General features: G+C 65.3%; 22 protein-coding genes. 11 read left to right on the plus strand and 11 right to left on the minus strand.

Annotated features, from left to right (window positions below; genetic code table 11):
- Positions 1 to 14 precede the first annotated feature (14 nt).
- Positions 15 to 1,715, minus strand: a complete 1,701-nt coding sequence (locus QFZ41_RS00330) for a DUF3300 domain-containing protein (protein ID WP_429196806.1) — start codon at positions 1,713 to 1,715, stop codon at positions 15 to 17.
- Between the two features lie 112 nt (positions 1,716 to 1,827).
- Between QFZ41_RS00330 and QFZ41_RS00335 the strand changes: the two genes are divergently transcribed.
- Positions 1,828 to 3,852 (plus strand): M13 family metallopeptidase, encoded by a 2,025-nt coding sequence (locus QFZ41_RS00335; protein ID WP_429196808.1) that lies wholly within the window; start codon positions 1,828 to 1,830, stop codon positions 3,850 to 3,852.
- 12 nt (positions 3,853 to 3,864) lie between these two features.
- On the opposite strand, the gene phbB is transcribed toward QFZ41_RS00335, so the two are convergent.
- The 3 genes from phbB to QFZ41_RS00350 are packed head-to-tail and all read right to left on the minus strand — an operon-like array spanning position 3,865 to position 7,175.
- Complete coding sequence (phbB, locus tag QFZ41_RS00340; protein ID WP_429196810.1) at positions 3,865 to 4,605, minus strand: acetoacetyl-CoA reductase; 741 nt, start codon at positions 4,603 to 4,605, stop codon at positions 3,865 to 3,867.
- A 19-nt stretch (positions 4,606 to 4,624) separates the two neighbouring features.
- A complete protein-coding gene (locus QFZ41_RS00345; protein ID WP_429196812.1) occupies positions 4,625 to 5,962 on the minus strand; it encodes a CitMHS family transporter in 1,338 nt (445 codons plus the stop codon).
- Positions 5,963 to 5,972: 10 nt separating this feature from the next.
- On the minus strand, positions 5,973 to 7,175 hold the full coding sequence (locus tag QFZ41_RS00350; RefSeq protein ID WP_429196814.1) for an OprO/OprP family phosphate-selective porin: 1,203 nt from the start codon (positions 7,173 to 7,175) through the stop codon (positions 5,973 to 5,975).
- A 149-nt stretch (positions 7,176 to 7,324) separates the two neighbouring features.
- Between QFZ41_RS00350 and QFZ41_RS00355 the strand changes: the two genes are divergently transcribed.
- The 4 genes from QFZ41_RS00355 to QFZ41_RS00370 are packed head-to-tail and all read left to right on the plus strand — an operon-like array spanning position 7,325 to position 10,903.
- Entirely contained in the window at positions 7,325 to 8,008 is a 684-nt protein-coding gene (locus QFZ41_RS00355) for a response regulator transcription factor (protein WP_429196816.1), read from the plus strand.
- Positions 8,001 to 9,389: a sensor histidine kinase gene (locus QFZ41_RS00360; RefSeq protein WP_429196818.1), complete on the plus strand. Its 1,389-nt coding sequence runs from the start codon at positions 8,001 to 8,003 to the stop codon at positions 9,387 to 9,389. Before QFZ41_RS00355 ends, QFZ41_RS00360 begins: the two co-directional genes overlap by 8 nt.
- Positions 9,386 to 10,513, plus strand: coding sequence for an ABC transporter substrate-binding protein (locus QFZ41_RS00365; protein WP_429196820.1), 1,128 nt, complete (start codon positions 9,386 to 9,388; stop codon positions 10,511 to 10,513). The genes QFZ41_RS00360 and QFZ41_RS00365 overlap by 4 nt, the downstream gene beginning before the upstream one ends.
- Before the next feature lie 21 nt (positions 10,514 to 10,534).
- Entirely contained in the window at positions 10,535 to 10,903 is a 369-nt protein-coding gene (locus QFZ41_RS00370) for a DUF488 domain-containing protein (RefSeq protein ID WP_429196822.1), read from the plus strand.
- Between the two features lie 12 nt (positions 10,904 to 10,915).
- Here the strand turns inward: QFZ41_RS00370 and QFZ41_RS00375 are convergent, their stop codons facing one another.
- A complete protein-coding gene (locus QFZ41_RS00375) occupies positions 10,916 to 11,842 on the minus strand; it encodes a Dyp-type peroxidase (protein ID WP_429196824.1) in 927 nt (308 codons plus the stop codon).
- 9 nt (positions 11,843 to 11,851) lie between these two features.
- On the minus strand, positions 11,852 to 12,118 hold the full coding sequence (locus tag QFZ41_RS00380) for a hypothetical protein (protein WP_429196826.1): 267 nt from the start codon (positions 12,116 to 12,118) through the stop codon (positions 11,852 to 11,854).
- Between the two features lie 163 nt (positions 12,119 to 12,281).
- Between QFZ41_RS00380 and QFZ41_RS00385 the strand changes: the two genes are divergently transcribed.
- Positions 12,282 to 12,848: a DUF924 family protein gene (locus QFZ41_RS00385; protein WP_429196828.1), complete on the plus strand. Its 567-nt coding sequence runs from the start codon at positions 12,282 to 12,284 to the stop codon at positions 12,846 to 12,848.
- Positions 12,849 to 12,853: 5 nt separating this feature from the next.
- Here the strand turns inward: QFZ41_RS00385 and QFZ41_RS00390 are convergent, their stop codons facing one another.
- Together QFZ41_RS00390 and QFZ41_RS00395 are read right to left on the minus strand one after the other, a co-directional pair.
- Positions 12,854 to 14,359: a serine hydrolase domain-containing protein gene (locus QFZ41_RS00390; protein ID WP_429196830.1), complete on the minus strand. Its 1,506-nt coding sequence runs from the start codon at positions 14,357 to 14,359 to the stop codon at positions 12,854 to 12,856.
- Positions 14,356 to 14,694 carry a hypothetical protein gene (locus QFZ41_RS00395; protein ID WP_429196832.1) on the minus strand — a complete coding sequence of 113 codons (339 nt, stop codon included), beginning with the start codon at positions 14,692 to 14,694 and terminating at the stop codon, positions 14,356 to 14,358. Before QFZ41_RS00395 ends, QFZ41_RS00390 begins: the two co-directional genes overlap by 4 nt.
- A 110-nt stretch (positions 14,695 to 14,804) precedes the next feature.
- Between QFZ41_RS00395 and QFZ41_RS00400 the strand changes: the two genes are divergently transcribed.
- Together QFZ41_RS00400 and QFZ41_RS00405 are read left to right on the plus strand one after the other, a co-directional pair.
- Positions 14,805 to 15,404 (plus strand): RNA polymerase sigma factor, encoded by a 600-nt coding sequence (locus QFZ41_RS00400; protein ID WP_429196834.1) that lies wholly within the window; start codon positions 14,805 to 14,807, stop codon positions 15,402 to 15,404.
- On the plus strand, positions 15,401 to 15,808 hold the full coding sequence (locus QFZ41_RS00405) for a hypothetical protein (protein ID WP_429196836.1): 408 nt from the start codon (positions 15,401 to 15,403) through the stop codon (positions 15,806 to 15,808). The genes QFZ41_RS00400 and QFZ41_RS00405 overlap by 4 nt, the downstream gene beginning before the upstream one ends.
- Here the strand turns inward: QFZ41_RS00405 and QFZ41_RS00410 are convergent.
- Positions 15,777 to 17,087: an epoxide hydrolase family protein gene (locus QFZ41_RS00410; RefSeq protein ID WP_429196838.1), complete on the minus strand. Its 1,311-nt coding sequence runs from the start codon at positions 17,085 to 17,087 to the stop codon at positions 15,777 to 15,779. The two genes, QFZ41_RS00405 and QFZ41_RS00410, sit on opposite strands and share 32 nt — an antisense overlap.
- 199 nt (positions 17,088 to 17,286) lie before the next feature.
- The gene (locus QFZ41_RS00415) at positions 17,287 to 17,823 is read right to left on the minus strand and encodes a YaeQ family protein (RefSeq protein ID WP_426284614.1); all 537 of its coding nucleotides are present in this window, start codon (positions 17,821 to 17,823) and stop codon (positions 17,287 to 17,289) included.
- 126 nt (positions 17,824 to 17,949) lie between these two features.
- Between QFZ41_RS00415 and QFZ41_RS00420 the strand changes: the two genes are divergently transcribed.
- From QFZ41_RS00420 to QFZ41_RS00430, 3 genes are all read left to right on the plus strand, one after another.
- Positions 17,950 to 20,112: a TonB-dependent siderophore receptor gene (locus QFZ41_RS00420; RefSeq protein ID WP_429196841.1), complete on the plus strand. Its 2,163-nt coding sequence runs from the start codon at positions 17,950 to 17,952 to the stop codon at positions 20,110 to 20,112.
- Between the two features lie 82 nt (positions 20,113 to 20,194).
- A complete protein-coding gene (locus QFZ41_RS00425; RefSeq protein WP_429196843.1) occupies positions 20,195 to 20,968 on the plus strand; it encodes a 3-keto-disaccharide hydrolase in 774 nt (257 codons plus the stop codon).
- Positions 20,969 to 21,199: 231 nt separating this feature from the next.
- Positions 21,200 to 23,410 (plus strand): TonB-dependent receptor, encoded by a 2,211-nt coding sequence (locus QFZ41_RS00430; RefSeq protein WP_429196845.1) that lies wholly within the window; start codon positions 21,200 to 21,202, stop codon positions 23,408 to 23,410.
- A 4-nt stretch (positions 23,411 to 23,414) separates the two neighbouring features.
- Here the strand turns inward: QFZ41_RS00430 and QFZ41_RS00435 are convergent, their stop codons facing one another.
- On the minus strand, positions 23,415 to 25,190 hold the full coding sequence (locus QFZ41_RS00435) for a GGDEF domain-containing protein (protein WP_429196847.1): 1,776 nt from the start codon (positions 25,188 to 25,190) through the stop codon (positions 23,415 to 23,417).
- Positions 25,191 to 25,197 lie beyond the last annotated feature (7 nt).

Below are 25,197 nucleotides of genomic sequence, written 5' to 3' on the forward strand. Positions count from 1 at the left end.
CGACGCAAGCGCTCTCACCGGTCGCTGTCCTTGTCTTTCTTCGGCTCGGGACGATGCGGTGGTGGTGCCGCGGGGCGGTGTGCCTGGGGATGCGCCTGCGGTGCGGGGCGGGCTTCCCTCGGCATGTCATGTTCTTCGGGACGCGGGCGTTCTTCGCGCGGCGGATGTTCCTCGAACGGAGGCTGACGCGATTCGGCTTCGGGCCGCGCCTGAACCTCGCGCGGTTGTGCAACCGGGTGTTGCGGCACCTCCGGACGGACCTGCGGCGGTTGCTCCCTTACGGCGTGCTGCATTTGCTCGGCATGCTGCGTTTCCTCGGCACGCCGCATTTCCTCGGTGTGTTGCGGCGGCGCGTCGGCCGGCCTTGCGCGCGGTGTCTCCTCAGGGTGGCTATCGAACGCGTGGGATGATCCGGACGGCGCTTCAGGCTGGGGCCGCCGCTCCGCGGCGGCGTGATCGGCAAAGCGCGAACCGGCATTCGCCTGTGCGGGTGCGCCCAAGCCTTGCGGCCGTGCGGCTGCTCCTGCCCCCTCGGGTTGCCGTGCCGGAGGTGGCACCGCACTTCGGTAACCGGCGCGGGCGAAGTCCGGAACGCTCATCTGCCCGGGCGCGGGACGCGCGTTGTCGTGACTGTCGAAACGACGGTTATCGACATTGTTCGTGACGTTACGGCCGTCGTGGATGTTGTTCACCGTCGCCGTCGCGCGGTTGAACGAATCACGATTGTTCACGATGGTGCCGCTATGGATGTTGTTCGTCGTATAGCGATTCACCACGGTCGTGGAATGCGACACATACGTCTGGTTGTTGTAGATCACGGCGGGGCGATGCCAGCCACCGCCGTTGTAACCGCCGCCTTGGTAACCGCCGTGCCAGTTCATGCCCCACGAATGCCATCCGCCGTCGTGGTGGTCGAGCAAGGCACCGACCAGGACACCCACGCCGAAGCTGACCGCGCCCACGGCGACCATGTTACCGGTGCTATAGGACGACCTGACATACGTGTAGCGGGGATAGACGGCTTCTTCGCCGTAGACCACGCCGGGGTCATAGCTGGGCACATACACCGTGTCTTCCTGAGCCGGTTCGATCTCGATGACCTGGCGTGGCGGCGGGACGACCGTCCGGTCGTCGTCGTCTTGCTGGACCTCGGTCGTGGTGACGGTTTGCGTGGTTACGCGTTGCTGCGGCGACGTACGCAGGCTGCCACGCTGCGCCGCACGCTCGCGCATCACCTGGATCGCATTCAGCACATCCGTGGGATCGTTGACGTAGGCCTGGCCGAGCGCGGTGGTCCAGTCGGGATTCTTCGCCATCTGGTCCAGCACCGACGGAAAGGCGGTAAGTCCTTTCACGCTTGCATCCCATGGCTGCGGCTCCACCGCCGTCTGCAGCAAGGCGCCCTTGAGCTTCGGGTTCTGCGTGACGACGTTATCGGCCGCGGCGATCTGATCCGGATATGTTGAGCCGGCCAGGACCTGCGCGACGAGCTTGTCCGGGAACAGCGCGATCGGTGCCACCAACTGGTAGAGCTGGTCCGCACTCGGTGGAGTATACGCGGGAGCTTGCGGTCGCTGTGCGATGGTTTCCGCGGGGGCTGGTGCGCTCGACGACGCAACGGGCGCGTTATCGGGCTGCTGCTGGCTGCACGCGGCCAGCGTGGTGATACAGAGGGTCGCGCTGAGTGTCATGGTGGTAAAGCGTTGCTTGCTCAAGGAAATCGCTCCATGGTGGCACCCTGTGTTGCGCCCGATTACGCTGGACTTGCCTTTCCCATCGCTTTCGCACGTGCTCGATAACCCACCAGAGGCTGAACCCGGGGCTCCCATGACGAGAATCCACGCCGCTGTTTTCATCGCATCGCTTGCGTGTTGCGCGATGTTTTCGCTTCACGCGCAGACCCACGGAAAGCCTGCGATCGAGCCGTTCGGCTTCGACATCGCAGGCATGGACCGCACGGTCGCTCCGGGTATCGACTTCTACCGTTATGCCAATGGCGCATGGGCGCGCTCCACGCCCGTTCCCGCGGACAAGCCCAACTACGGCATGTTCACGCGCCTGGACGACCTCAACCACGAGCGCGTCAAGGACATTCTGGAATCGGCGCGCAAGGACCCGCACAGCAAGGCCGGCGCCGCCTACACCGCCTTCCTCGACGAAGCGGCCCTCGACACGAGGGGGCTGGCACCTGCCCGCCCCTGGCTGGACCGCATCGACGCGGTCGCCACGCGCGGCGATTACGCGCGCGTTGCCGCGCAGGCCGTGCGCGAAGGTGTGGCCACGCCCTTCGACGTCGTCGTCACCCAGGATGACCGCGATCCGGACGCGTACGTGTTGAAGCTCGGGCAGGCCGGGCTGGGCTTGCCCGATCGCGATTACTACCTGCGGCCGGACGCGGCGATGGTCCAGGCACGCATCGCCTATCGCGACCACGTGGCGCGCTTGCTGGTTCTTTCGGGGGTCACCACCCAGGACGCCTCGCGCCGGGCCGATGCGCTGCTACGCATGGAAACCGATATCGCGAAGGTCAGCTGGAACCGGGTGGACAGCCGCGACGCCGGCAAGACGTACAACCGCCGGACACGCGCCCAGCTTGCGTCCCTGGCGGCGGGCTTCGACATGAATACCTTCCTCGAAGGGATCGGTGCAAGGACGAACGAACTGGTCGTCGTGCAGCCGGGCGCCGTCATCGGCATCGCCCGCGTGGTCCGCGCCACGCCCTTGCCTGTACTGAAGGACGCCATGCGCGTCGCGGTGCTCGACGCCTATGGCGATGTCTTGCCGCATGCGTTCGCGGAGGAACGCTTCGCGTTCCACGATCGTCTCCTGAGTGGTGCCGAACAGCCGGAGCCGCGTTGGAAACGCGCCGTGGCTTTCGCCGTGGATGCCGTCCCTGACGAGGTCGGCAAGGCCTATGTCGCGCGTTACTTCCCGACGGACCACAAGGTCGCTGCCGAAGCCTTGGTGCGTAACCTGCTCGCCGCCATGGACCGGCGGATCCAGGCGCTCGACTGGATGACGCCACGAACCAAGGCACGCGCGCGCGCCAAGCTCGCCGCGTTCCACCCCAAGGTCGGCTACCCCGACCGTTGGCGCGACTACGCCGGGCTCGACATGCGCGCCGACGATGCGTTCGGCGACCAGCTCAGGGCCCGCTCTTTCGCGTTCGACCGCGAAATGAACAAGCTCGGCCGTCCCTTCGATCGCGACGAATGGCGCGTCACCCCCATGACCGTCGATGCCTTCGCCAATTTTTCCGCTGTGGAAATCGTCATTCCGGCAGCGATCCTGCAACCTCCGTTCTTCGATGCCGGTGCCGATGCCGCCATCAACTACGGCGGGATCGGCGCATCCATCGCTCACGAGATCACGCATCAGTTCGATGACCAGGGCTCGAAATACGACGAGCACGGGCGCCTGGCGACGTGGTGGACCCCGTCGGACCTGAAAGGGTTCGAAGATCGGACGAAGGCGCTCGCGCGCCAGTACGACGCCTATCGACCGCTGCCGGACCTGAATGTCAACGGCGCCCTGACCCTTGGCGAGAACATCGCCGATCTCGGCGGGCTCGTCATCGCCTACGACGCCTGGCGGCTCTCGTTGCAGGGAAAGCCGGCACCCACGCTCGAAGGCTTCAGCGGCGACCAGCGCTTCTTCCTTGGCTGGGCCCAGATATGGCGGCTGAACTACCGTGACGCCGACTTGCGCAAACGGCTGTTGACCAACCCGCACGCACCGGCGGCGCAACGCGTGTGGACGTCGCGCAATATCGACGCGTGGTACGAGGCTTTCGATGTGAAGCCGGGCCAGGCGTTGTATCTCGCGCCGGAACAACGAGTCAGGATATGGTGACGCGTCGTCGCGTCAGCCCATGTACGAGCCCCCGTTGACGGCATAGTCCGCGCCCGTGATGAATGCCGCCGCGTCCGAGGCCAGCCATCCGCACACGGCGGCGACCTCATCGGGCGTGCCCAGCCGCCGTACAGGGACGCTCGTCGCGAGGCGGTCGAGCATGTCCGGCGGGAACGACCCTAGCGCGGAGCCCGCGATATAACCGGGCGACACGGTGTTGACGGTGACGCCGCTCGAAGCGATCTCGGCAGCGAGGGCCCGCGTGAACCCCTGCACCGCACCCTTCGCCGTGGCGTAATTGATCTGGCCGATCTGGCCTTTTTGCGCGCTCACCGAGGCCACGTTCACGATGCGGCCCCAACCACGCGAGGCCATGCCGTCGACGACCTGCTTGGTCACGTTGAACAGGGAATCGATGTTGCTGGCGATCACCGCCGACCAGTCGGCCGGCGTCATGTGGCGGAACAGCATGTCGCGCGCGCTGCCGGCATTGTTCACCAGCACGTCCACCTCGCCCACCTCGCCGCGCACCTTCTCGAACGCGGCCACCGTGGAGTCCCAGTCACGGGCGTTTCCCTCCGACGCGATGAAATCGAAACCCGCCGCCCGCTGCTCGCGCAGCCAGCCCAGACGGCGTGGCGAATCGGGACCGCAGCCGGCCACCACCGTGTGCCCACTGCGAGCGAGCTGTTGGCAGATGGCGGTGCCCAGGCTTCCCATGCCACTGGTGACATACGCGATTCGCAGGCTCATCGACACATCCTCTTCGGGTTCACGGCGCGGCGGCGCCGGCAAATGGAAACAAGGCGAGCAGCAGGCAGGCGGCCAGCATCAGCAATCCGATCAGCACGGCCCACTTCAGGGTGAAACGCTGGTGGTCGGCGAAATCGACACCCGCCATGCCGACCAGCAGGTACGTCGAGGGCACCAGGGGGCTCAACAAGTGAACGGGTTGCCCGACCAGGGAGGCACGCGCCATCTCCGCGGCGGTGATGCCGTAGGCGGAGGCACCGTGGCTCAGGATGGGCATGACGCCGTAATAGAAGGCGTCGTTGGACACGAAGAAGGTCAGCGGCATGCTGAGCAAGGCGGTGATCACCGCCAGGTGCGGTCCAAGACGTTCGGGAATGACCGCCAGCAAGCCCTTGGCCATCGCTTCGACCATGCCGGTGCCGGAAAGGATGCCGGTGAATATGCCGGCCGCGAAAATCAGGGCCACCACCGCAAGCACGTTGCCCGCATGACTGGCCAGCCGCCTCCTCTGCTCGGCGAGCTGGGGATAATTGATCGTCAACGCCAGCGCGAAGCCGATCATGAACAGCACGGGCAGCGGCAAGAGCCCCACGACCAGCGAGACCATCAGGGCCAGGGTGAGCGCGGCATTGATCCAGATCAACCTGGGACGCCGTGCATCCTCCGCCTGCTCAAGGATGGGTAGCTGCGAATAATCGTCGTCGTCCCCCGCGGGATGAGCGCCCTGCCCTGGCATGTTCAACACGCCAAGGCGGCGCCGCTCGGCCAGGCCCAGTTTCCAGGCCAGCGCGAGGACACCCAGTAGCGCCACGGCCATGGCCGGCAACATCGGCACGAAGATGTCCGCCGGGTCCACGTGCAACGCACTGGCCGCGCGGGCGGTCGGCCCGCCCCAGGGCGTCAGGTTCATCACGCCGCCCGCCAGGATGGTGACGCAGGTCAGGTTGAGCGCGTTCATGCGCAGTCGGCGATACAGCGGGAGCATCGCCGATACCGTGATCATGTACGTGGTCGAGCCATCGCCGTCCATCGAGATCGCCATGGCCAGCAAGGCCGTGCCCATCACGATCTTCAACGGATCGCCCTTCACCAGCTTCAGCACGAGCGCCACGACGGGGTCGAACAAGCCGGCGTCGATCATCACGCCGAAGTAGAGGATCGCGAACATGAGCATCACGCCCGTCGGCGCGATCGCCTCGATGCCGTCGAGCATCATCTTGCCGATGCCCTCGCCGAAGCCGCCGAGGAGGGCGAACAGGATGGGGACGGCGATCAGGGCCACGAGCGGCGAAAGCCGCTTATACATGATCAGCCCCATGAAGGTGCATACCATCCCGAAACCGAGCAGGGTCAACACGGGCGTACTCCTAGAAAATGAACTGCAGCCGCCCGGTGAGGGCCCTGGTGTGGTCGAGCACGGCATCGTTGAGCTGGTTGCGCTCATGGCCGTCGATGAGATTGATCATCAGGCGCAGATTGGCGTTGACATACCAGTTGACGCCCATCGTCCAGTTGTCGACGGCGAGGTCGCTCGACGGCGACATTCCCCATTGACGCTGGTTGGCGTCGACATGGTCGTAGCGCACGGCCAGCTCCCAGGCGGGAGCCTGGACGGTATCGAAACGCGCGGTATCCGCATTGTAGGGACGCCCTTCGCCGCTCAGGAAGTAGCTGAGCTGGAGGTACGAGGCGTGCACCACGGCGCGCTGCACGCCGTCGCCATAGACGGCGCCGCCGTACTCGCCCTGTAACGACCATGGCCCCACGCGTCCCGCCAGCTCCAGGTCGTACTTGTCCGCGTCCACCGGCAGGCCGTCCTGGATGCGAAAGAGGCGAAGGCGGCTGCGCCTGGACTTGGGGCCAGCCGGCAAGGCGGTCATCGACGGCGGCAGGTCAGCGTTGCTGCTGCTCGCATAATGCTCTTTCGCTAGCGACAGTCCGACGTGCAGCACCCTTTCCTCGTCATGCACCGGTGCCCATGTGAGACGCAGCGTCTTGCCGTCACCGTTCGCACGTACGCCGTCGATGTCGTTGAGGCTGTACAGGGACGCCGCGTAGGTGGCGTCCTTTCCCGCCGTGCTGCCCATGTAAGCCACGCCGAGACGGAACAGCGGCGCGAGTTGCGTCCCCACATACGCGCGATCCATGAGGCTGATGTCGTCCGAGCTGATGCTGTCGTCCAATGAGAAAGCCGGCTTGAACTGCCCGACGGTCAGGACGCCGGGACCGAGCTTGTGACGGATATAGAAGCTCTTATAGGAGTGCTCGTCGTCGGCGTTATCGACCGAGATGCGATAGTCGAAGCCGTATATTTCACCGATCAGGTTCACCCAGGCGCGCCGAACCTGCCAGCCACTGGCGTTGTCCCGCATGCGGCTGTCGTCGTCGAACTTCACCAGGTCGAAGTGCAGGCGTCCGCCGAGTCGCCCCGTGACATCACCATCATCCGACCGCAGCGCAGGAAGATGCCAGCCTTCCGTTTCGGGCGGCACGCTCGTTTGCGCCATCGCCGGATTCACCATCCCTGCCGCTAACAGGCACCCACAGGCGCGTCGCCATAGCTCGGTCATGTCGTTCTCTCTCCCTGGATCGAGATCGAACGGTAGGGAATCGCGGCTGTCGAAGACCTGTCATCGCATGGTGCACCGCACCGTGAAAACACGCGCTCGCTGATTCGGCATATCCTTGTCCTCCGACCGGAAAACACGCGGAATCACTTGTGCGCATACTGTTGATCGAAGACAACGCGGATCTCGCGGATGCCGTGATTCGCCGTCTGCGACGCAGTGGACACACGGTCGACTGGCAAGCCGACGGACTCACCGCGAGCGGTCTCCTGGAATACGAACGCTACGACCTGGTGGTACTCGACATTGGCCTGCCCCGGATGGACGGCATCTCGATCCTCGAACGGATGCGCGAACGTGGCGACGACACCCCTACCCTCATGCTCACCGCACGCGCCGACATCGAAGACCGCGTCAACGCGCTCGACGTGGGTGCCGACGATTACATGGGCAAGCCTTTCGATTTCCGCGAGTTCGAGGCGCGGTGCAGGGCCTTGATTCGTCGCAGGCAGGTGCATTCCACAAGCACCGTGCATGTCGGCGCGTTGACCCTCGACCATGCCGCCCGCCGCCTTTTCCTGCATGGCGAGCCGGTGGAACTGCCCCGCCGCGAATACAGCCTCCTCGAGATCCTCGTGGGCCACTTGGGGCACGTGGTCGAAAAGCAGGAACTCGCCAGCCGTCTGTTCGGTTTCGACGACAGTGGCGGGCCGAACGCGGTGGAACTCTACGTGGGACGGCTGCGCAAGCGGCTCGGCAGTGACGTCATCCGCATCAGCACGGTGCGCGGCGTCGGTTACATGGCCGAAGCGGCGGTGACTCCTGGCCATGGATGACTTGCCGGCCGCACGTGGCTCCATCCGGCGAACCCTGCTGCTCTCCCTGGGTGCCCTATTCGTGGCCGGCATGCTCTTGCTCTTCCTCGCCGCCCGCGGTTATGGCCGTCGCGCCGCCGATGACGCCTACGACCATCTGCTCAACGCCTCGGCGCTAGCCATCGCCGACCGGGTCACCTTCGACCACGGGCAGTGGCAGGTCGACCTGCCCTACGTCGCCCTGAACCTGCTGGCGATGGCACCCGAGGACCGGGTCTTCTATCGCGTAGCCGCGCCCGGCGGACAGACCTTGACGGGCTACGATGACGTGCCCCGTGCGCCGGCGAAGAAGAAGGACGGCATCACGTTCTTCGACGCCGACTACAGCGGCGAGCGCGTGCGCTTCATCAGCCTCGACCGCCGTGTCTCCAGCCCTGACCGTGTCGGCGTGGTGACGATCGAAGTCGGCCAGACCCGGCGCGCGCGCGAATCGCTGATCTCCGACATGGCCTGGCGCGCCACCCTGGCCATCGGCCTGCTCACCGTCGCGGCCCTCGCTGTCCTGTGGTTCGTCGTCAACCGCGCACTCCGCCCCCTGGTGCGCCTCGAGCGTGAGTTGCGCGCCCGCGATCCATCGGACCTGCGACCGCTGCAGGACGACATGCCCCAGGAAATGCGCCAGATGCTCGGCGCGCTGAACCGCTTCATGGCGCGGCTCGGCGAGAACCTGGACACCTTGCGCGCCTTCGTTGGCGATGCGGCCCACCAGTTGCGGACGCCGCTCGCAGCCCTGCACGCGCAGGCCCAACTGGCCGTCGACGAAGACGATCCGCAAGAGCAGAAACGAAGCCTCCTTGCCATCGAACGCAATGCTCGCGTGCTCACCCGTCTGACCAACCAGTTGCTCAGCGATGCCAGTGTCCTTCATCGGGAGCACCTGCGACGTTTCGAGCCGATCGATTTCGCCCACGTCATCCGGCAGGCCTTGCATGAGAGCGTGCCTCACCTCGAACCTCGTCCGGTCGTGCTGACCGAAGGCCTGGACTCGGTTGCGCCGATGCGCGGCGACGCGCTGATGTTGCGCGAAGCGATCAAGAACCTCGTGGACAACGCGTTGAAGTACGGTGCACCCCAGCGGGGACCGTTGCAGATCGCCTTGCTTCGTATCGACGGCGGACTGCGGGTGGTCCTCACCGATCATGGGCCCGGCATCGCGTCGGTCGATGCCGAGCGATTGTTCGAGCGGTTCCACCGGGGCGCCACGTCCGGCGAAGGCGGCGCGGGCCTGGGGCTCGCGATCGTTCGCCGCGTCGTGCGAAGTCACGGTGGCGAGATCACCTTGAGCAATCGAGTCGAAGGAGGCCTGAAGGTCATCCTCGACTTGCCGGGAAGGTGGCCATGAATCGTTGGTTGGCGCTCTTTCTCCTCCTTGTCATCGGCCCGCTGCATGCCGCGAAGGATCACGTATCCGTCTATCCGGCGCGGCGGCCCGGGGGCGTGACGCTCGATATCCTGGGCTCGACCGATACCGGAGTGTTCGATGCGCTTATTGAGGACTACCGCACGCTTCATCCGTCCACCGCCATTCGTTATCGCGAGCGCGGCGCACAGGAGCTCTACACGGAGTATCTCGCGGCACAGGCCACGAACACGAGCCCCGACCTGGTGATCAGCAGCGCCATGGACCTGCAAAGCAAGCTGGTCAACGACGGGCACGCGCTGGCGTACGAATCGCCCGAGGCGGTGGCGATTCCGGCGTGGGCGCAATGGCGGCATGAGATCTACGGCTTCAGTTACGAGCCGGTGGTGATGGTCTACAACACACGCCTGATGCGGAGCGACCAGGCGCCGGCTTCGCACAAGGCGCTTCTGGCGATGTTGCTGGACCCGTCCTCGCCGCTGCTCGGCCGCATCGGCATCTACGACGCACGATCGAGCAGCGTCGGCTACTTTCTTGCGACGCAGGACGCGCGCGTCGGCCAGATGGCCGCGGCGCTGTCGACGGCGCTCGGTCACAGCGCCGCCCACACGGACGATGGGACCACCGCCCTGCTGGACCGCATCGAGCGTGGCGAACTCACGCTCGGCTACAACCTGCTCGGTTCTTACGCGCAAGTGCGTATCGAGCATGGCGCGCCGCTCGCGATCGTCCAGCCCCAGGATTACACCCTCGCGATTTCGCGCACCGTCCTTATTTCGAAGACGGCACGCCAGCCTCGTGAGGCGGCCCATTTCGTCGATTACCTGCTGTCCCGCCGGGGCCAGGCTGTCCTGGCGCAACACAGCGGCATCCTGCCCATACGCATCGACATCCCCAGCCCGGCGGGCTCGCTGGAGCGGCTGGGACCGACGCGGCCAATTCCACTGGGTCCCGAATTGCTGGTGTACCTGGACCAGATGAAACGCGCCGCTTTTCTTAAGGACTGGGACGATGCGATGCGCCGTGAAACGACCGGATCGTCCGATCCAATCCAGGGTCCCGCGGTTCGTGGTAATAGCATTGGCGCAGACAAGGCGAAGCCCTGACCACACGGACCGACCACAGCCATGACGAAGACCACGCGGCATCCCAGACTCAACGTAAAGCGCGTCTACGACGCCCCCGCCGAAGCCGATGGCGTCCGTGTGCTGGTCGACCGGCTATGGCCACGTGGCATGACCAAAGAGCGCGCCGCGATCGACATCTGGGCCAAGGACGTCGCGCCTAGCCCGGACCTGCGGAAGTGGTTCGATCACGAACCGGAGCGTTTCGACGCGTTCGCCGAAGCCTATCGGAAGGAGCTGGCGGCCAGTCCGGCGCCGGCGGCCTTGCTGGCGGAATTGCACGGCCGTCATGCCACCCTGCTCTACGGCGCGCACGATCCCGCCATCAACCACGCCGTGGTGCTCGCCGCCTACCTCAAGACCCTGTCGTAGCGAGAAGCAGGTCTAGACGCCTGCCAGGAATGTCGCCGAGGGCACGAAGAACAGCGTGCCCGTCACGGCCTTGCTCACATCCAGGATGCGGTCGTAGTTGCCGGGCGGATCGCCGATGAACATGTTGACAAGCATCCGTTCGATGCGGGCGGGCGAACGCGCGTAGCCGATGAAATAGGTGCCGAACTCGCCCTTGCCCACCTCGCCGAAGGGCATGTTGTCGCGCACGATCTGCAACTGCTCGCCGTTTTCCTCGATGTTCGTCAACACGTTGTGCGCGTAGGACGGCTTGTCGGCCTCTCGCAACTCGACATCGGAAAGCTTGCGGCGGCCGATGATCTTCTCCTGTTGCTCCACGGGAATCGCATTCCATGCCTTCAGGTCGTGCAGGTATTTCTGCACGATGACATAGCTGCCGCCGGTGAACGCCGGATCTTCCTCGCCGATCATGGTCGCGTTGGCCGCATCGTGGCCCACGGGGTTTTCCGTGCCGTCGACGAAGCCCAGCAGGTCGCGCTCGTCGAAGTACTTGAAGCCATGCACCTCGTCCATCGTGGTCACGTGGGAACCGATCCTCGACATGATCTCGCTGGCCAGTTCGAAGCACAGATCCATGTGCGTCGCCCGGATATGAAACAGCAGATCGCCAGGTGTCGACGGTGCGTGGTGCACGCCCTGTAGTTCCCGGAACGGATGCAAGGAGGCCGGGCGAGGCGTGCCGAACAGCCGGTCCCACGCCGCCGAGCCGAAGCCCATGACGCAGGAAAGACGGCGATCGGGATGGCGGAAACCGATCCCGCGCAGCAGGGACGCCATGTCACCGCAGAGTTCGCGGACGGCCTCGTCACCGCGCGGGTCGGGGCCCAGCGTCACGACGAGGAAGATCGCGGCGTGGGTGAGCTTCGCGGCGACAGGCTGGGAAACGACCGTATCAGCCACCGGCCCGCCTCACGGCAACCATGCGCGCATCCAGGACTCGAACCGCCCGATCTTCTCCTCGTCCCACGGTTCACCCCCAGGCGGCATCCGCGGCGTCTCGGCGCCATTCAGACGGGCGAGCACATGGCGGGCATTGGCATGATCCGGATACACCGCATCGCCCTTCGGGTCGGCCATATAGTCGAACTCGCGCAGCCTGACGCCCATGCCTCCCATGCAGCGGGCGTCGCCGTCGGTGAAAAGTGGTGCGATATCTTTGGCGAACGACTCGTTCATCGGTCTCTCCGGTGCGTGCTCATGGCCCCGGGATGTTAAGTCGTTTGCGGCCGGCACGGTATATCCGGCAACGTATACATCGCGTTGCTCGCGGCGCAACAGTCGACAGCCCCACCCGCGCATTTGCCGGTAAGCTTCTCTCATCCATGAGCAGGTGACCGACATGACCGACACCCTTCCCGTCCTCGCGCCACCGGAAACACCGGAACGTGTCCTGGGTTTCTGGCGCGACGCCGGTTACGACCGATGGTTCGCCAGCGATGCCGCCTTCGACCGGATCTTTCGCGATCACTTCCTCGCCGCGCACATGGCCGCGGCACGGCGTGAGCTCGACGCGTGGTTGGAAAGCGCCGACGGCTGCTTCGCCCTGGTGATCCTCCTCGACCAGTTTCCCCGCAACGCCTTCCGCGCTTGCGCGCACATGTACGCCACCGACCCGCTCGCACGATTCGTTGCGCGGCACATGATTCAGCATGGCTTCGATGACCAGGTCGACGCCGAACTGCGGGCCTTCTGCTACCTGCCCTTCGAGCATTCCGAAGACATGGCCGACCAGCGGCTCTCCGTGCGGTTGTTCGCCAAGCTGGGCGGAAACTACCTGTCCTATGCGCAGGTTCACCACGACATCATCGAGCGCTTCGGCCGCTTTCCGCATCGCAATCATGAGTTGGGGCGCGAGACGACGCCGGAAGAACAGGCCTTCCTCGACGGTGGCGGGTTTGCCGGATAGCGCGGTCAGCCTTCCGCAGGCGACTTCCTGAAAACCATTCGCTCGAAAGAGATTCCGGTCACCGCACCGTTCTCCGTACGGAAGTCGAGGAAGTCGCCCGAGTTCGGCGCGAACTCCACGCGCACCCGGTCCGGTGCTTCACCCCCGGCGGCGACCGCCTGCACGTTGCCCCAGCGGATGACCATCCCGCGGTCCTCGTCGACCTGGACAGTCATGTCGCCCAGCAGGTCGTTGGAATAGGTGCCAGCATATTCCGCGCGTGGCCGGGACAGCGCCCAGGCGCGCGCCTGGATCGCCGCCCTCTGCCGGGCTGCCGTGAGGGATACCTCCGCGGCCTTCGTCCGCAAGGCATCGAACCGCCGCGACACCGTCGCCGTGACATCCGGCTCGCCCAGCAGGGTTCCGTAGACATAATCGGCGATGAGGCTGGTCACCTGCGCGCCGAGAACATCCTCGTTGTTCAGCACGACCAATGCGATGCCTTCGTCCGGCATGAACGACAGGTGCGCGTGGAAACCCGCGAATCCGCCGAAGTGGTGCAGCATCGTCCTTCCCTTGTACTCGCCCGTGTACCAGCCCCACGCGTAGCCGGTGCGCGGGAAGTCCATGTACTTCGCCGTCAAGGCGGCCTGGGGCTCGTGCGACCGGCGAATGACCCGGCGCGGCACGGCCTGCCGCTGTCCCGAGCCGAGCTGGGCGATCAGGAACGTCGCGAGGTCCGGCGCCGTGGACACCAGCCCACCCGCCGCGTGCATGGTCGTGTCCGACTTGGCGATGTACAAGGGCTGGTCCGGCTTGGCACTGGCGAACGAATAGGGCTTCGCCAGCGTCCAGCCCGCGGCCCGGGCCCTGGAGATATGGGCCGACGTTCGCCGCATGCCGAGCGGATGCAGGAGGTTCCGTTCCAGTTGGTCCTGCCACGGCTCCGCCATGTGGCCGTCGAGCCAGACACTGAGGATGTTGTATCCCACGTTGGTGTACTTGAAGGTTCCACGAGCCGCTTTTTCGTCGGGATACGAAACGGAAACCAGGCCCCGTAGCGACTTCGCGTCGTGGATACCGCTGTATGCCGTCGCCCAAACCAGCGGTTGGTTGTCCACTCCCGAGGTATGTACCAGGAGATCCTTCACGGTCACCGCGCTGGCGTCGAAGCCTGCGAAGCGTGCTTCGGGAAACATGTCGTGCAACGACATGCGCATGTCCAGCTGGCCGGCGTCCTCCTGGAGCAGCGCGTTCAGGGCGAAGAACGGCTTGGTCGCCGAAGCGATGTAGAACGCCGTGTCGCGGGTGACCGGCGTCCGCGCCGCGATATCCGCGTATCCGAAATAGCCTTCGTAGATGACCTTGCCATGCCTGATGACGGCGATGGCCGTTCCCGAGGGCAAGGCGGTCGCGCCTTTCGTCTGCTGGATGAGCGCCGCTAGCGGAGCGAAATCGGGCGGCGGGCTGGCCCGCGAAACGATCGGCATCGCCGCCAGCACCAGGGTTCCGAGCGCGAGGAAGCGGTTCATGCGCTGGCCTTGGCCCCGCGGCGCTCGAACACGTAATAGGCGAGGTTGCCCAGGCCCGTCGCCCCCAGCAGCAAACCGATGACGCCCGGCGTCGCGTGATCCACACCAGTCACTTCGACGAGGCCGAAGCCGAGTGCCAGGGCGACGAGGACGCAGCCCCAGTGCAACGAAGCCTGGCGCCGCCGCATGGCTTCGCCTTCGAGCAACGAACGCACCATGTCTTCCGATCCGCGCGATTCGACGATCCGGCGGCGGGTATAGGCATCGACGACGACCTTCACCGAATAGGCGATGCAGACGAACATGGTGATCGGGATGAGGAGCGTGAAGTCCATGGGACGGTGTTCCTGTGGGATGGGTACACCCAAGGAGATACGGCCCGGCCGCCTCCGGTTGCAGGATTCGATTGCAACCGGAGGCCTGCACGACGTATCCCTATTAGGGAATGACCATCCAGCCCCCTCCCCTCGCCGACGCGATCGCCACCGACCTCGCCCTGGTCGGCGATGTCCTGTCCGGCAAGCCCGGGGCGTTCGAACGGCTGGTGCGCGAGTACCAGAACCTCTGCTGGCATGTGGTGGACCGCATGGTCAGGCACCCGGACGACACCCGCGAGCTTTGCCAGGAGGTCTTCCTTCGCATCCACCAATCGCTGCACCAGTACCGCGGCGACAGTGCCTTGAAGTCTTGGATCGCCCAGGTGGCGTACTCCGTGGCCAAGCGGCACCTCGAGCGCAAGCGCATTCCCTTGGTCGAGGCGTCGGGCGATGAGGAAGGGGTCCCGCTGGCGGAACGGGTCGGCGACGGCTTCGACCTCGAAGCCACCGTAGCGGACGAGGAAATGGGCACCCGGCTGCATGCGGCCATTGAATCCCTGCCGCCGGTGCAACGGACGCTGCTGACGCTTTACCATCTGGAAGAAATGCCGATCGGCGAGATCGCCCGGGTGACCGGCATGGCCGACGGCACCATCAAGAGTCATCTTTTCCGCAGCCGCCGGATGCTGCGGGAGATACTGGAATCACGCATGGGAATACGAGCATGAACGACGAACGAGAGTGGGAAGCCCAGGAACGCGGCCTGCGCGCGGCGCGCGGCCAGGCCCCCATCGACCTCGACCCGCTCGCCCTGGAGTACCGCAAGGTGGCCCGCGCCGTGCTTTCGCACCCCGTCGGCGCCCCGCCAGGCGACTTCGTCGCAAGGGCCGCGGCTCGCATCGCGCGCTATGAAGGCGGCATCGAGCGACCGCTCTCACGCGTGCTTGTGGCCGTGTTCGCCGTCGCCCTGGTCGCCGCGGCCGTGATCTACGGCACGCGTTACTGGCAGGTATTCCAGCAAGCCGGCGGACCGGCATCGGGCTGGGTGCTGGCGGGACTCGCCTGCGTGGCGTTGTCCTGGCTGTCCCGCCAGCTGGCCGTTATCGCGCGCCGTCCTGACGGACCGACTTGAACGACGTCCTCAGCTCCTGGACGAACATCGCCGGTTGTTCCCAGGCCGCGAAGTGCCCGCCCTTGGGCAGCCGGTTGAAGTGAATGAGCTTCGGGAACGCCTTTTCCGCCCAGCTCTTCGGCGCCGCGTAGATCTCGTCGGGGAAGACGCTTACCGCGACCGGTATCGTCAGGTGCTTCGGCTCGAAGAAGGCGAGCTTGTTTTCCCAATACAACCGCGCCGATGAGACGGCCGTGTTCGTGACCCAGTAGAGCGTCACGTTGTCGAGGATGTCGTCACGCGACAGGCCTTCGGTCTGCCCGTCGAACACGCGGGTGATCAACTCATAGCTGCGCGCGTCGTGGTCGAGCATCCAGGCGGCGAGACCCACCGGAGAATCCTCGATGGCGTACAGGGTTTGCGGCCGGTTCGTCATCTCCTGGGCGTAGCCGAGGCCATGCTTGTAGAAGAAATCGAGTTGTTCGTACGCGTTCTTTTCATCGGCGGACAGGCCGGCCGGCGGCGGTCCTCCCGCCGAGAGCGCCTTGGCGATATCGTCCGGCACGGTGGCGGGCATGTTGGTGTGGATCGCCAGGAGCTCGGGTGGCGCCTGAACCGCCATCTGCTCGGACACCGCGTCGCCCCAGTCGCCGCCCTGGGCGACGAAGTGCTTATAGCCGAGGCGTTTCATCAGCACGGTCCATGCCCGGGCGATGTGCTGGGGATCCCAGCCGGTCGTGGCGGGCTGCCCCGAAAAGCCATAGCCAGGCAAGGAGGGGATCACCACGTCGAACGCGTCCGACGCGCTGCCGCCATGCGCCGTCGGGTTGGTCAACGGATCGATGACCTTCAGCTGCTCGATGATCGAGCCCGGCCATCCGTGCGTGATGATGACCGGCAACGCGTTCTTGTTCTTCGAGCGGACATGGATGAAATGGATGTCCACGCCGTCGATGGTGGTCACGAATTGCGGCAAGGCGTTCAACCTCGCCTCTACCTTGCGCCAGTCGTAATCGGACTGCCAGTACGCGGCCAGCTTCTGCATGGTGGCCAACTGCACGCCCTGGGTCGCGTCGGTCACCGTCTCCTTCTTGGGCCACTTGGTCGCGGCGATCCGCCGGCGCAGGTCCGCGAGGGTTTCATCGGGGATATGCACCTTCGGAAAGGGCCGGATCGAGGCGCTTTCCCCGGGCGGCGTGGCGGCGTGCGCCGCGGAAGGAAGGATGATGCTTGCCGCGCCGAGAATGGCTGACGCGGTGAGGAAATGCCAACGACCGAATGAAGCGAACTCTGACGACATGACAACACTCCTCCGACGGTTCCGCGCGATGGGCGGGAACGCAATGGGAATGGACAGGTTCCGTGGTTCGAGATCCGCTGGTCCGTGAGCGGCGGTAGCCGGCGCTCGCGAGCTTAGCAAGCGCCCCTTGACGAAGCACTACATCTAAAGGTATTAGCGCGTCATACCGGGTGCGGGCCGCTCGACGCGGCGCACGGCGTCAGGCCAGCGTCGTCAGTTCCACCGGAACCACGGCATCGCCGCCGATGACCTGGGCCTGGCCATCCTGCACCATGAACTGGATCTGCATCGAGCGCTGTGTCAACGCGGCCAGCGCTTCCACGGTGGACGGCGCGACGTCGATCACCGAGACGTTCTTCGTGCGTGCGACGGCGGCTGAGGTCTTCTTCCACCACACCTCTGCACTGCGCCCGCTGTAGGTATAGACGATCACGCGCTTCGAACGGCCCGCGGCACGTCGGATGCGCTGTTCGTCAGGCTGGCCGATCTCGATCCACAGGTCGACCTCGCCAGTCAGCTCCTTGCGCCACAGGTCGGGCTCGTCGTCCGAACTGAGCCCCTTGCCGAAGACCAGGGCGTCGTCCGCGTTCAACGCGAACGCGAGCACCCGGACCATCATCCGCTCGTCGGTCTCGGACGGATGCTGGGCGATGGTCAACGCATGGGCCTGGTAGTAATGCCGGTCCATGTCGCTGACCTGCAGGTCGGCCTTGAAGACCGTGGATTTGAGTGCCATGGGTTGAAGCCTGTAGGAATTATGTAGAATACCACCGCGATACGACCAGCCAGCCCCTAGCGAGCCAGTCGACTGAACCACGCGGGCCCCATCGGTGCCCTTCGTCCAATGCCTAGGGGCTCCCTCATGTTCCCGACCCACTTCCACCGGACGCGGCCGGCCGTGCTCGCTTTTTGCCTGTCCACGGCATTGCCTCTCGGGGCGTTCGCGCAATCGGCGACCAACGCCCCGGATGCCGCCACCACGCTCGATGCCGTCGCCGTCAAGGGCCAGCGTGCACCCTCCTATGCCGCCGAACAGAGTTCCGCCGCCACCCGTCTGTCGTTGACGCCGCAGGACACGCCGCAATCGATCAGCGTCGTCACCGAGCAACGCATCGAAGACCAGAACCTGACCAACGTGCGCGAGGTGCTGGATAACACCACGGGCGTTTCGTCGAGCGCCTACGACACCGAACGCGTGGTGTTCTACGCACGCGGCTTTCAGATCGAGAACATGGCCTACGATGGCGTGCCCATCGCCGCCGGCCTCAACTCCAGCTCCGCCGACGGCAGCCTGGATACCGCCATCTACGAACGCGTCGAGGTGGTACGCGGTGCCACCGGCCTCATGAGCGGCGCGGGCAGTCCGTCCGCCATGATCAACTTCGTTCGCAAGCGTGCCGACAGCCGCACGCTCCAGGCGGACGCTTCCCTCAGCTATGGGTCGTGGGATACGCGCCGCGGCACGTTCGACATCTCCTCGCCGCTGAACGCCTCCGGCAGCGTGCGTGGCCGCGTGGTGGCGGCCTACGAGGACGGCGATTCGTACCTCGACCGCTACAGCACCAAGAAGAGCGTGTTCTATGGCGTGGTCGATGCCGACTTGGGCACCGATACCGTGCTCAGCCTCGGCTACGACTATCAGCGCACCACGCCGAAAGGTGTCACCTGGGGTTCGTATCCCGTCTTCGACGACACCGGTGGCTTCATCGAATGGCCGCGCGGGTTCACTAGCGCGGCCGACTGGACCTACTGGGACAACACGACCCGCACCGCCTTCGCCGACCTCAAGCACAGCTTCGACAACGGCTGGCAGTTGCGGGTCATGGCGAGCCGCCGCGAAACCGACGGCGACGATGCGCTGTTCTATGTCTACGGGTTTCCCAACCGTGGGACTGGTGAAGGCATCGCGCCCTTTGCCTACCGGGGCACCGATGCCGGCCGACAGAACCTGCTCGACGTCTACGCGTCCGGGCCGTTCCAGGCATGGGGCCGGGAGCACGAACTGGTGGTCGGCGTCAGCGGGTCGCACTACACGCAGGATTCGTGGGAACGTGAACATGGCGACCTGCCGGGCGTCGGCAACTTCCTGCAATGGAACGGCAGCTATCCCTATCCCGACTTCGCCGTCGACAAGACGCCTTACAGCGCCACGCATACCGATCAGGGCGGCATCTACACGGCGGCTCGCCTCTCCCTGGCCGACCCGCTGAAACTCATCCTGGGCGCCCGTTACAGCCGCTGGAAGAACGACACCAACGACAGCACCAGTGGCGTGTATCACCACGAGCATACGAAGACGGTGCCGTATGCCGGCCTGATCTACGACATCGACGGCACCTACTCCGCGTTCGCGAGCTACACGCAGATATTCGATCCGCAGAGCAACCGCCGCGCCGACGGCAGCTTCCTCGACCCCGTGCTTGGCAGCAGCCGCGAGGTCGGCCTCAAGGGCCGTCATTTCGATGGTGCCTTGAACACCTCGTTGACCCTGTTCGAGACGCGCCAGGACAACGTGGCGGAGGCCGCGGTGGGCGAGTACCTGCCTGACGGGCGGACGCAGGCATACAACGCGGTGAACGGGACGAAGTCACGTGGCTATGAATTCGAAGTCTCGGGCGATATGTCGGAATCCTGGAACGGCACGTTCGGCTGGTCACACTTCAACGTGAAAGCGCCGCGGAATGGTGGCGCGTTGCGTACGGCGTTGCCGCGGACCTTGATCCGCCTGTTCACCACGTATCGCCTGCCCGGCGCATGGAACGGCTTGACGATCGGCGGGGGCGCCAACTGGCAATCGGCCAGCCACGCCCAGGTCGATGGTCCGAACGGTCCGCAACGGCTCGATCAATCCTCGGTGATGCTGCTCGGTGCGATGGCCCGCTACGCGATCGGCAAGCAGGCTTCGGTGCAGGTGAACGCGGACAATCTCCTGAACCGGAAGTACTTCGTGCTCGATGAATTCAGCAACCTCTACTACGCACCGCCGAGCAGCTTCACGGTGAGCTTCAACTACCGGTTCTTCTGACGTCACGAGGCGATCTTCCCCCGCGCGCCGCCAGCCGTCATGATCGACGGCTGGCTCCCTATCCGCCCGGAGGACTAATCCCGTGAATTGGCAAAGCGCTACTGTCCCGCTGCTCTTCGTGCTGGCGGCGGCCCTTCCCTCGTCCTCACCGGCACAGACCGATCCCAAGGCGACCGAGCAGTGGGAGCCCGTACCGAAGGTGGTGACGCCCGGACCGGCCGGCGCGCCACCGTCCGACGCCATCGTGCTGTTCGATGGCCGCGACCTGAGCCAATGGGAATCATCGAAGGACCATTCGGCCGCGCGCTGGAAGGTGCACGACGGCGTGGTGACGGTCGATAAGGCGTCCGGCAACATCCAGACCCGGCGACGGTTCAGAAACTACCAGTTGCACCTGGAATGGCAGGTGCCCAAGGACATCACCGGCGAGGGCCAGGAGCGCGGCAACAGCGGCGTATTCCTCGCCTCCACGGGGCCCGGCGACGAGGGCTACGAGATCCAGATCATGGATTCATGGAAGAACGCGACCTACGTCAACGGACAAGCGGCGAGCATCTACAAGCAGGCCGCTCCCCTGGTCAACGCGATGCGTCCGCCCGGTGAGTGGCAGACCTATGACCTGATCTGGACGGCGCCCGTTTTCAGCGCCGGCGGTGCCGTCGAATCGCCCGCCTATGTGACACTTTTCCATAACGGCGTGCTGGTGCAGAACCATGTGCGACTCGCTGGCGAAACCTTCCACGTCGGCAAGCCCAGGTACACGCCCTACGCCGAGGCTGCGATCAAGCTACAGGCTCACGGCGACCCTTCGCCGCCCCTGAGCTTTCGCAACATATGGGTTCGCCCGCTGAACTGAATAAAGGGGTGGGAAGCGGGCTCGCCCGCGATGCCTCGACCTTCTTGCTGGCGAAGGAAGCCTTGGCTCGATTGGGCGAAGCTTATCGCCCCTCGCTCGTCCGCCCGTGGGTGACGAATCGCGGGCCAGCCCGCTTCCCACCTGCTATGCAGCACGTCGAGAGTGCGCGATAATTGCGATTGGTTCGCATTTACATTCGCATTCACGCCATCGATGCTCGCTGGGAGTTCCATGTCCGCCGTCCCCTTCCGCCGCCACGTCCTCACCCTCTCCGTTTCGGCCGCCCTCGCCGGCGTCCTGCTCGCCACGTCGGCGCATGCCGCCGACGATACCGATGCGCAGCAGAAAGCCCGCGACAACAGCACCACCCTCTCGGGTGTGCAGGTGGAGGCCAATGTCGCGGCGCCCACCGCGGAATACGCCGGTGGCCAGGTAGCGCGCGGTGGACGGTTCGGCGTGCTGGGCAACCAGGACTCGATGAACGTGCCCTTTGCGATCACCAGTTACACGGACACGCTGATCCGCAACCAGCAGGCGCGCACCCTCGGCGACGTGGTCTCCAACGATCCCGCCGTGCGCACCGGTTTCGGTTATGGCAATTTCTCGCAGACCTTCACCATCCGTGGTTTCCAGGTCTATAGCGACGACATCGCGTTCGATGGTCTTTACGGCCTGCTGCCCCGCCAGCTGCTCGCGCCGGAACTGGTCAGCCGCGTGGAAGTGTTCAAGGGTGCCAGCGCCTTCCTCAACGGCATCAGCCCGTCCGGTTCCGGCGTCGGCGGAAGCATCAACATCGCGCCGAAGCGCGCGGAAGCGCAGCCGGTCACCCGCGTCGGCCTGGATTGGGGCAGCGACAGCCAGGTGGGCGGCAGCGTGGATATCGGCCGCCGCTTCGGCGCTGGCGATGCCTTCGGCGTGCGCGTGAATGCCGTACATCGTGACGGCAACACCGCCATCGACGGGGAGCAGCGCCGCGTCACGGCCGCTTCGGTCGCCTTCGATTACCAGGGCGAGAAATTGCGCATCACCACCGATCTCGGCTATCAGAAACAGGTGATCACGGGGGGCCGCGCCGTCGTCTTCGCCAGTGGTCTCGACCGCGTGCCGCGTGCGCCCTCGGCGAAAACCAATTACGCCCAGCCCTGGTCCAACTCCTCGCTGGAAGACACCTTCGGCGTCGTCCGCGCCGAATACGACTTCACGCCCTGGCTCACGGGCTACGTGGCCGCGGGTGCGCACCATGGCAACGAGTTCGGCGACTATGTGAGCCCCACTCTCGTGGACACCGCCGGCAACGCGACCGAAACGCGGTTCACCGTGCCGTATATCGCGGACACGGCCACGGGCGAAGCGGGTTTCAACGCGCATTTCGACACCGGCGAGGTCACCCACCGCGTGAACGTCGGTTTCTCGGCGTTGAGCTTCCGCAAGAAGGCGGCCTATGCCGGATCGCTCGATCCGATCCGTACCAATATCTATTCGCCCACCTATGCTCCGGTGCCGGACTTCGCGTACAACGTCGGCCCCATCAGCGATCCCGGTATCACCGGCCGCACGCAGCTTCGCAGCCTCGCCGTGTCCGACACGCTCGGCTTCATGGACGACCGCCTGCAGGTGACGCTGGGCGCCCGCCGCCAGAAACTGCACACCATCGGCTATGCCTATGCGGTCGACGGCGTCGAGGGCGCGAAGAATTCGGAATACCAGCAGTACACGACCAGCCCCGTCGCCGGCGTGAACTTCCGTCTTGCCGACCAGTGGTCGATCTACGCCAACCACATCGAGGCGCTGACCCAGGGCGACCAGGCGCCGGAAACCTTCAACAACCGGCCGGTCACCAATGCGGGCCAGGTCTTCGCCCCCTATAAATCCAAGCAGAACGAGATCGGCGTGAAGTGGGACGCGGGCACGATCGGCAGCAGCCTCGGCCTGTTCCAGATCAAACAGCCCAGCGCGTATGTCAACGCAGGGAACACCTTCGTGGTGGATGGCGAGCAGCGTAATCGCGGCATCGAGTGGAGCTTCTTCGGCCAGCCAGTCGACGGCGTGCGCGTGCTGGGTGGTGCCAACTACATCAAACCGGAACTCGTGAAGACCCAGGGCGGCCTGAACGATGGCAACGACGGCATCGGCGTGCCGCGCTTCCAGGCCAATGCGGGCGTGGAGTGGGATGTCCCGCATACCCCGGACGTCACCCTCAGCGCCCGCGCCGTGCGCACCGGCAAGCAATACCTCGATACGGCCAACACGCTGGACGTACCGGCCTGGACCACCTACGACATCGGCGCCCGCACCACGGCGCACCTCGAAGGCGTGCCGGTGACCTTCCGCCTCACCGTGCAGAACGTGACCAACAAGGGCTATTGGGTATCGGCGAACGGCGGTTACCTGACCCAGGGCACGCCGCGCACGTTTTACGTCTCGGCTTCGTTCGACCTCTGATCGCCTAGGATTCGGCGACGCTGTCGGGCGCCCCCGCCACCACGCGGTTGCGCCCGCCGCGCTTGGCTTTGTACAGCGCGATGTCGGCCTCCCTGCATAGCCGTTGCAGGTCGTAGCCCGAGGTCGCCGTGGCGGCCAGGCCGGCACTCGTGGAGAACGGGATCACGGTTCCCTCCTCGGTGACCGGCGATGCCTCGATGGCCATGCGTAGGCGCTCGACGATGGGCAGGCCCCGCTCGGCCGGACAGCCCACCAGCAGCATGCCGAATTCCTCGCCGCCCAAGCGGCCGAACACGTCACCCGGACGCAACTGTTGCTGGCAGATGGCCACGGCATGCTTCAGCACGAGATCGCCCATGGCATGGCCATGCGTGTCGTTGATCTGCTTGAAATGATCCAGGTCGATGAAGACCAGGCAGGCATCCCACTTACGCTTCTCCAGCAAACGCAGGTTGCGCCCGGCCTCGTTCATGAAATGCTGGCGATTGAAGATGCCGGTCAGGCCGTCGTGCCATGACAGCTTGCGGAACCGAAGCTGCGAGCGCTTGATCCGCAACAGCCAGAACACGACCGACGCCAGGAACAACAGCAGCAGGACGATATAGAGCCGGCTGGTCTCCACGGCCTTGGTCTCCAAGGCCTTCTGCAGGCGCAGGATGCTGTTCTGCCTGGCCAGCCGTTCCGTCTCCAGTTTCTGAACGAGAAGGTGCTGCTTGCTCAACTCGAATGCGAGCCCCCTCGCAGTGATGTCGTTGAGGTAGCCCTTGTCCTGGATGACGTACTGCTCGTAGTACGAAAGCGCTGCCGCGCTGTCCCCCTGGCGCTTCGCGACGCCGTAAAGCACGCCATAGGCATCCCTCGCCCACTCGCTCAGATCGCTGGGGGCGACCAGGGCCACGGCGGCGAGCGCGGCGGTCTTTGCTCGCGGGTCGTCGCCGAGTTCCTCGTAGGCCTTCGCGCGCTGCACCTGCGACGAGAGAATGTGTGGGTAATACTGATTTTCGCGGATGCGCGGTGCGATGGTATCGAGCAGCGCAAGAGCCTTGCGCGCCTGGTGTTCGTCGAGCAGCCGGTCGATAAGCACCAGGCGCATGGTGTTGGCGATCACCTGCTGCCCCGCGGTGGCACACGTGTCGATCGCCCGCGACAACTCGGGGCTGGACGAACCGAGGCGCTTGCCGTCGTTCAGCGCGGCCACGCGGAGCGAGCGCGGATAGCACAGCGAGTCGCCCGCTGGCGTCGCACGCTCCATCATGTCGGCGTACTGGATGGCGAGGTCGGTCTGCCCGGCCAGGTTGAACATCTGCGACAGGTTCATCAGCAGCATCGACCGCGCCAGTGAATCCTTCACCGCCGGCAGGCCTGTCGTCAGCCGGTTGGCCAAGGCGAAGGCTTCCTCGTAGCGACGGTTCGCGCCGAGGTTGGTCAATAGCAAGGCCGACGACTTGGCAGCGAGCGTCGCATCGCCGGACTGGTCGATGACCTCGTGCAGCAGCGCCTCCGACTTGGCGTAATCGCCCTCGAACATGGTTTCCCATGCATCCAGATAGCGAAAATGCCATAGCGCCGCAGGGGCAAGTCGCGGCACTTCGGGCCGGATCTCAGCGAGCCGCCGCACGAACTGCGGATGGTCCTTCGTGCGCAGGCTTTCGGTCTCGATCAGGAAGGCCGCGGGATCGCCCGGAGGCGTCGCGGCGACGACCGGAAGGTGCCAGAGCGCGCACGCCAGCAGGCCCCACCTCAGGGGCCAGTACCGGACGCGACCGCTCGTGCTGGGCATGCGTTTC

The organism is Luteibacter sp. W1I16, from assembly GCF_050434905.1.
In the GTDB taxonomy this organism is placed as follows: domain Bacteria; phylum Pseudomonadota; class Gammaproteobacteria; order Xanthomonadales; family Rhodanobacteraceae; genus Luteibacter.

Coding starts and splice junctions, on each gene's coding strand:
- QFZ41_RS00335 (WP_429196808.1), top strand. CDS start 1,828: ATGACGAGAATCCACGCCGCTGTTTTCATCGCATCGCTTGCGTGTTGC.
- phbB (WP_429196810.1), bottom strand. CDS start 4,605: ATGAGCCTGCGAATCGCGTATGTCACCAGTGGCATGGGAAGCCTGGGC.
- QFZ41_RS00350 (WP_429196814.1), bottom strand. CDS start 7,175: ATGACCGAGCTATGGCGACGCGCCTGTGGGTGCCTGTTAGCGGCAGGG.
- QFZ41_RS00360 (WP_429196818.1), top strand. CDS start 8,001: ATGGATGACTTGCCGGCCGCACGTGGCTCCATCCGGCGAACCCTGCTG.
- QFZ41_RS00365 (WP_429196820.1), top strand. CDS start 9,386: ATGAATCGTTGGTTGGCGCTCTTTCTCCTCCTTGTCATCGGCCCGCTG.
- QFZ41_RS00370 (WP_429196822.1), top strand. CDS start 10,535: ATGACGAAGACCACGCGGCATCCCAGACTCAACGTAAAGCGCGTCTAC.
- QFZ41_RS00380 (WP_429196826.1), bottom strand. CDS start 12,118: ATGAACGAGTCGTTCGCCAAAGATATCGCACCACTTTTCACCGACGGC.
- QFZ41_RS00385 (WP_429196828.1), top strand. CDS start 12,282: ATGACCGACACCCTTCCCGTCCTCGCGCCACCGGAAACACCGGAACGT.
- QFZ41_RS00390 (WP_429196830.1), bottom strand. CDS start 14,359: ATGAACCGCTTCCTCGCGCTCGGAACCCTGGTGCTGGCGGCGATGCCG.
- QFZ41_RS00395 (WP_429196832.1), bottom strand. CDS start 14,694: ATGGACTTCACGCTCCTCATCCCGATCACCATGTTCGTCTGCATCGCC.
- QFZ41_RS00400 (WP_429196834.1), top strand. CDS start 14,805: ATGACCATCCAGCCCCCTCCCCTCGCCGACGCGATCGCCACCGACCTC.
- QFZ41_RS00405 (WP_429196836.1), top strand. CDS start 15,401: ATGAACGACGAACGAGAGTGGGAAGCCCAGGAACGCGGCCTGCGCGCG.
- QFZ41_RS00410 (WP_429196838.1), bottom strand. CDS start 17,087: ATGTCGTCAGAGTTCGCTTCATTCGGTCGTTGGCATTTCCTCACCGCG.
- QFZ41_RS00415 (WP_426284614.1), bottom strand. CDS start 17,823: ATGGCACTCAAATCCACGGTCTTCAAGGCCGACCTGCAGGTCAGCGAC.
- QFZ41_RS00420 (WP_429196841.1), top strand. CDS start 17,950: ATGTTCCCGACCCACTTCCACCGGACGCGGCCGGCCGTGCTCGCTTTT.
- QFZ41_RS00430 (WP_429196845.1), top strand. CDS start 21,200: ATGTCCGCCGTCCCCTTCCGCCGCCACGTCCTCACCCTCTCCGTTTCG.
- QFZ41_RS00435 (WP_429196847.1), bottom strand. CDS start 25,190: ATGCCCAGCACGAGCGGTCGCGTCCGGTACTGGCCCCTGAGGTGGGGC.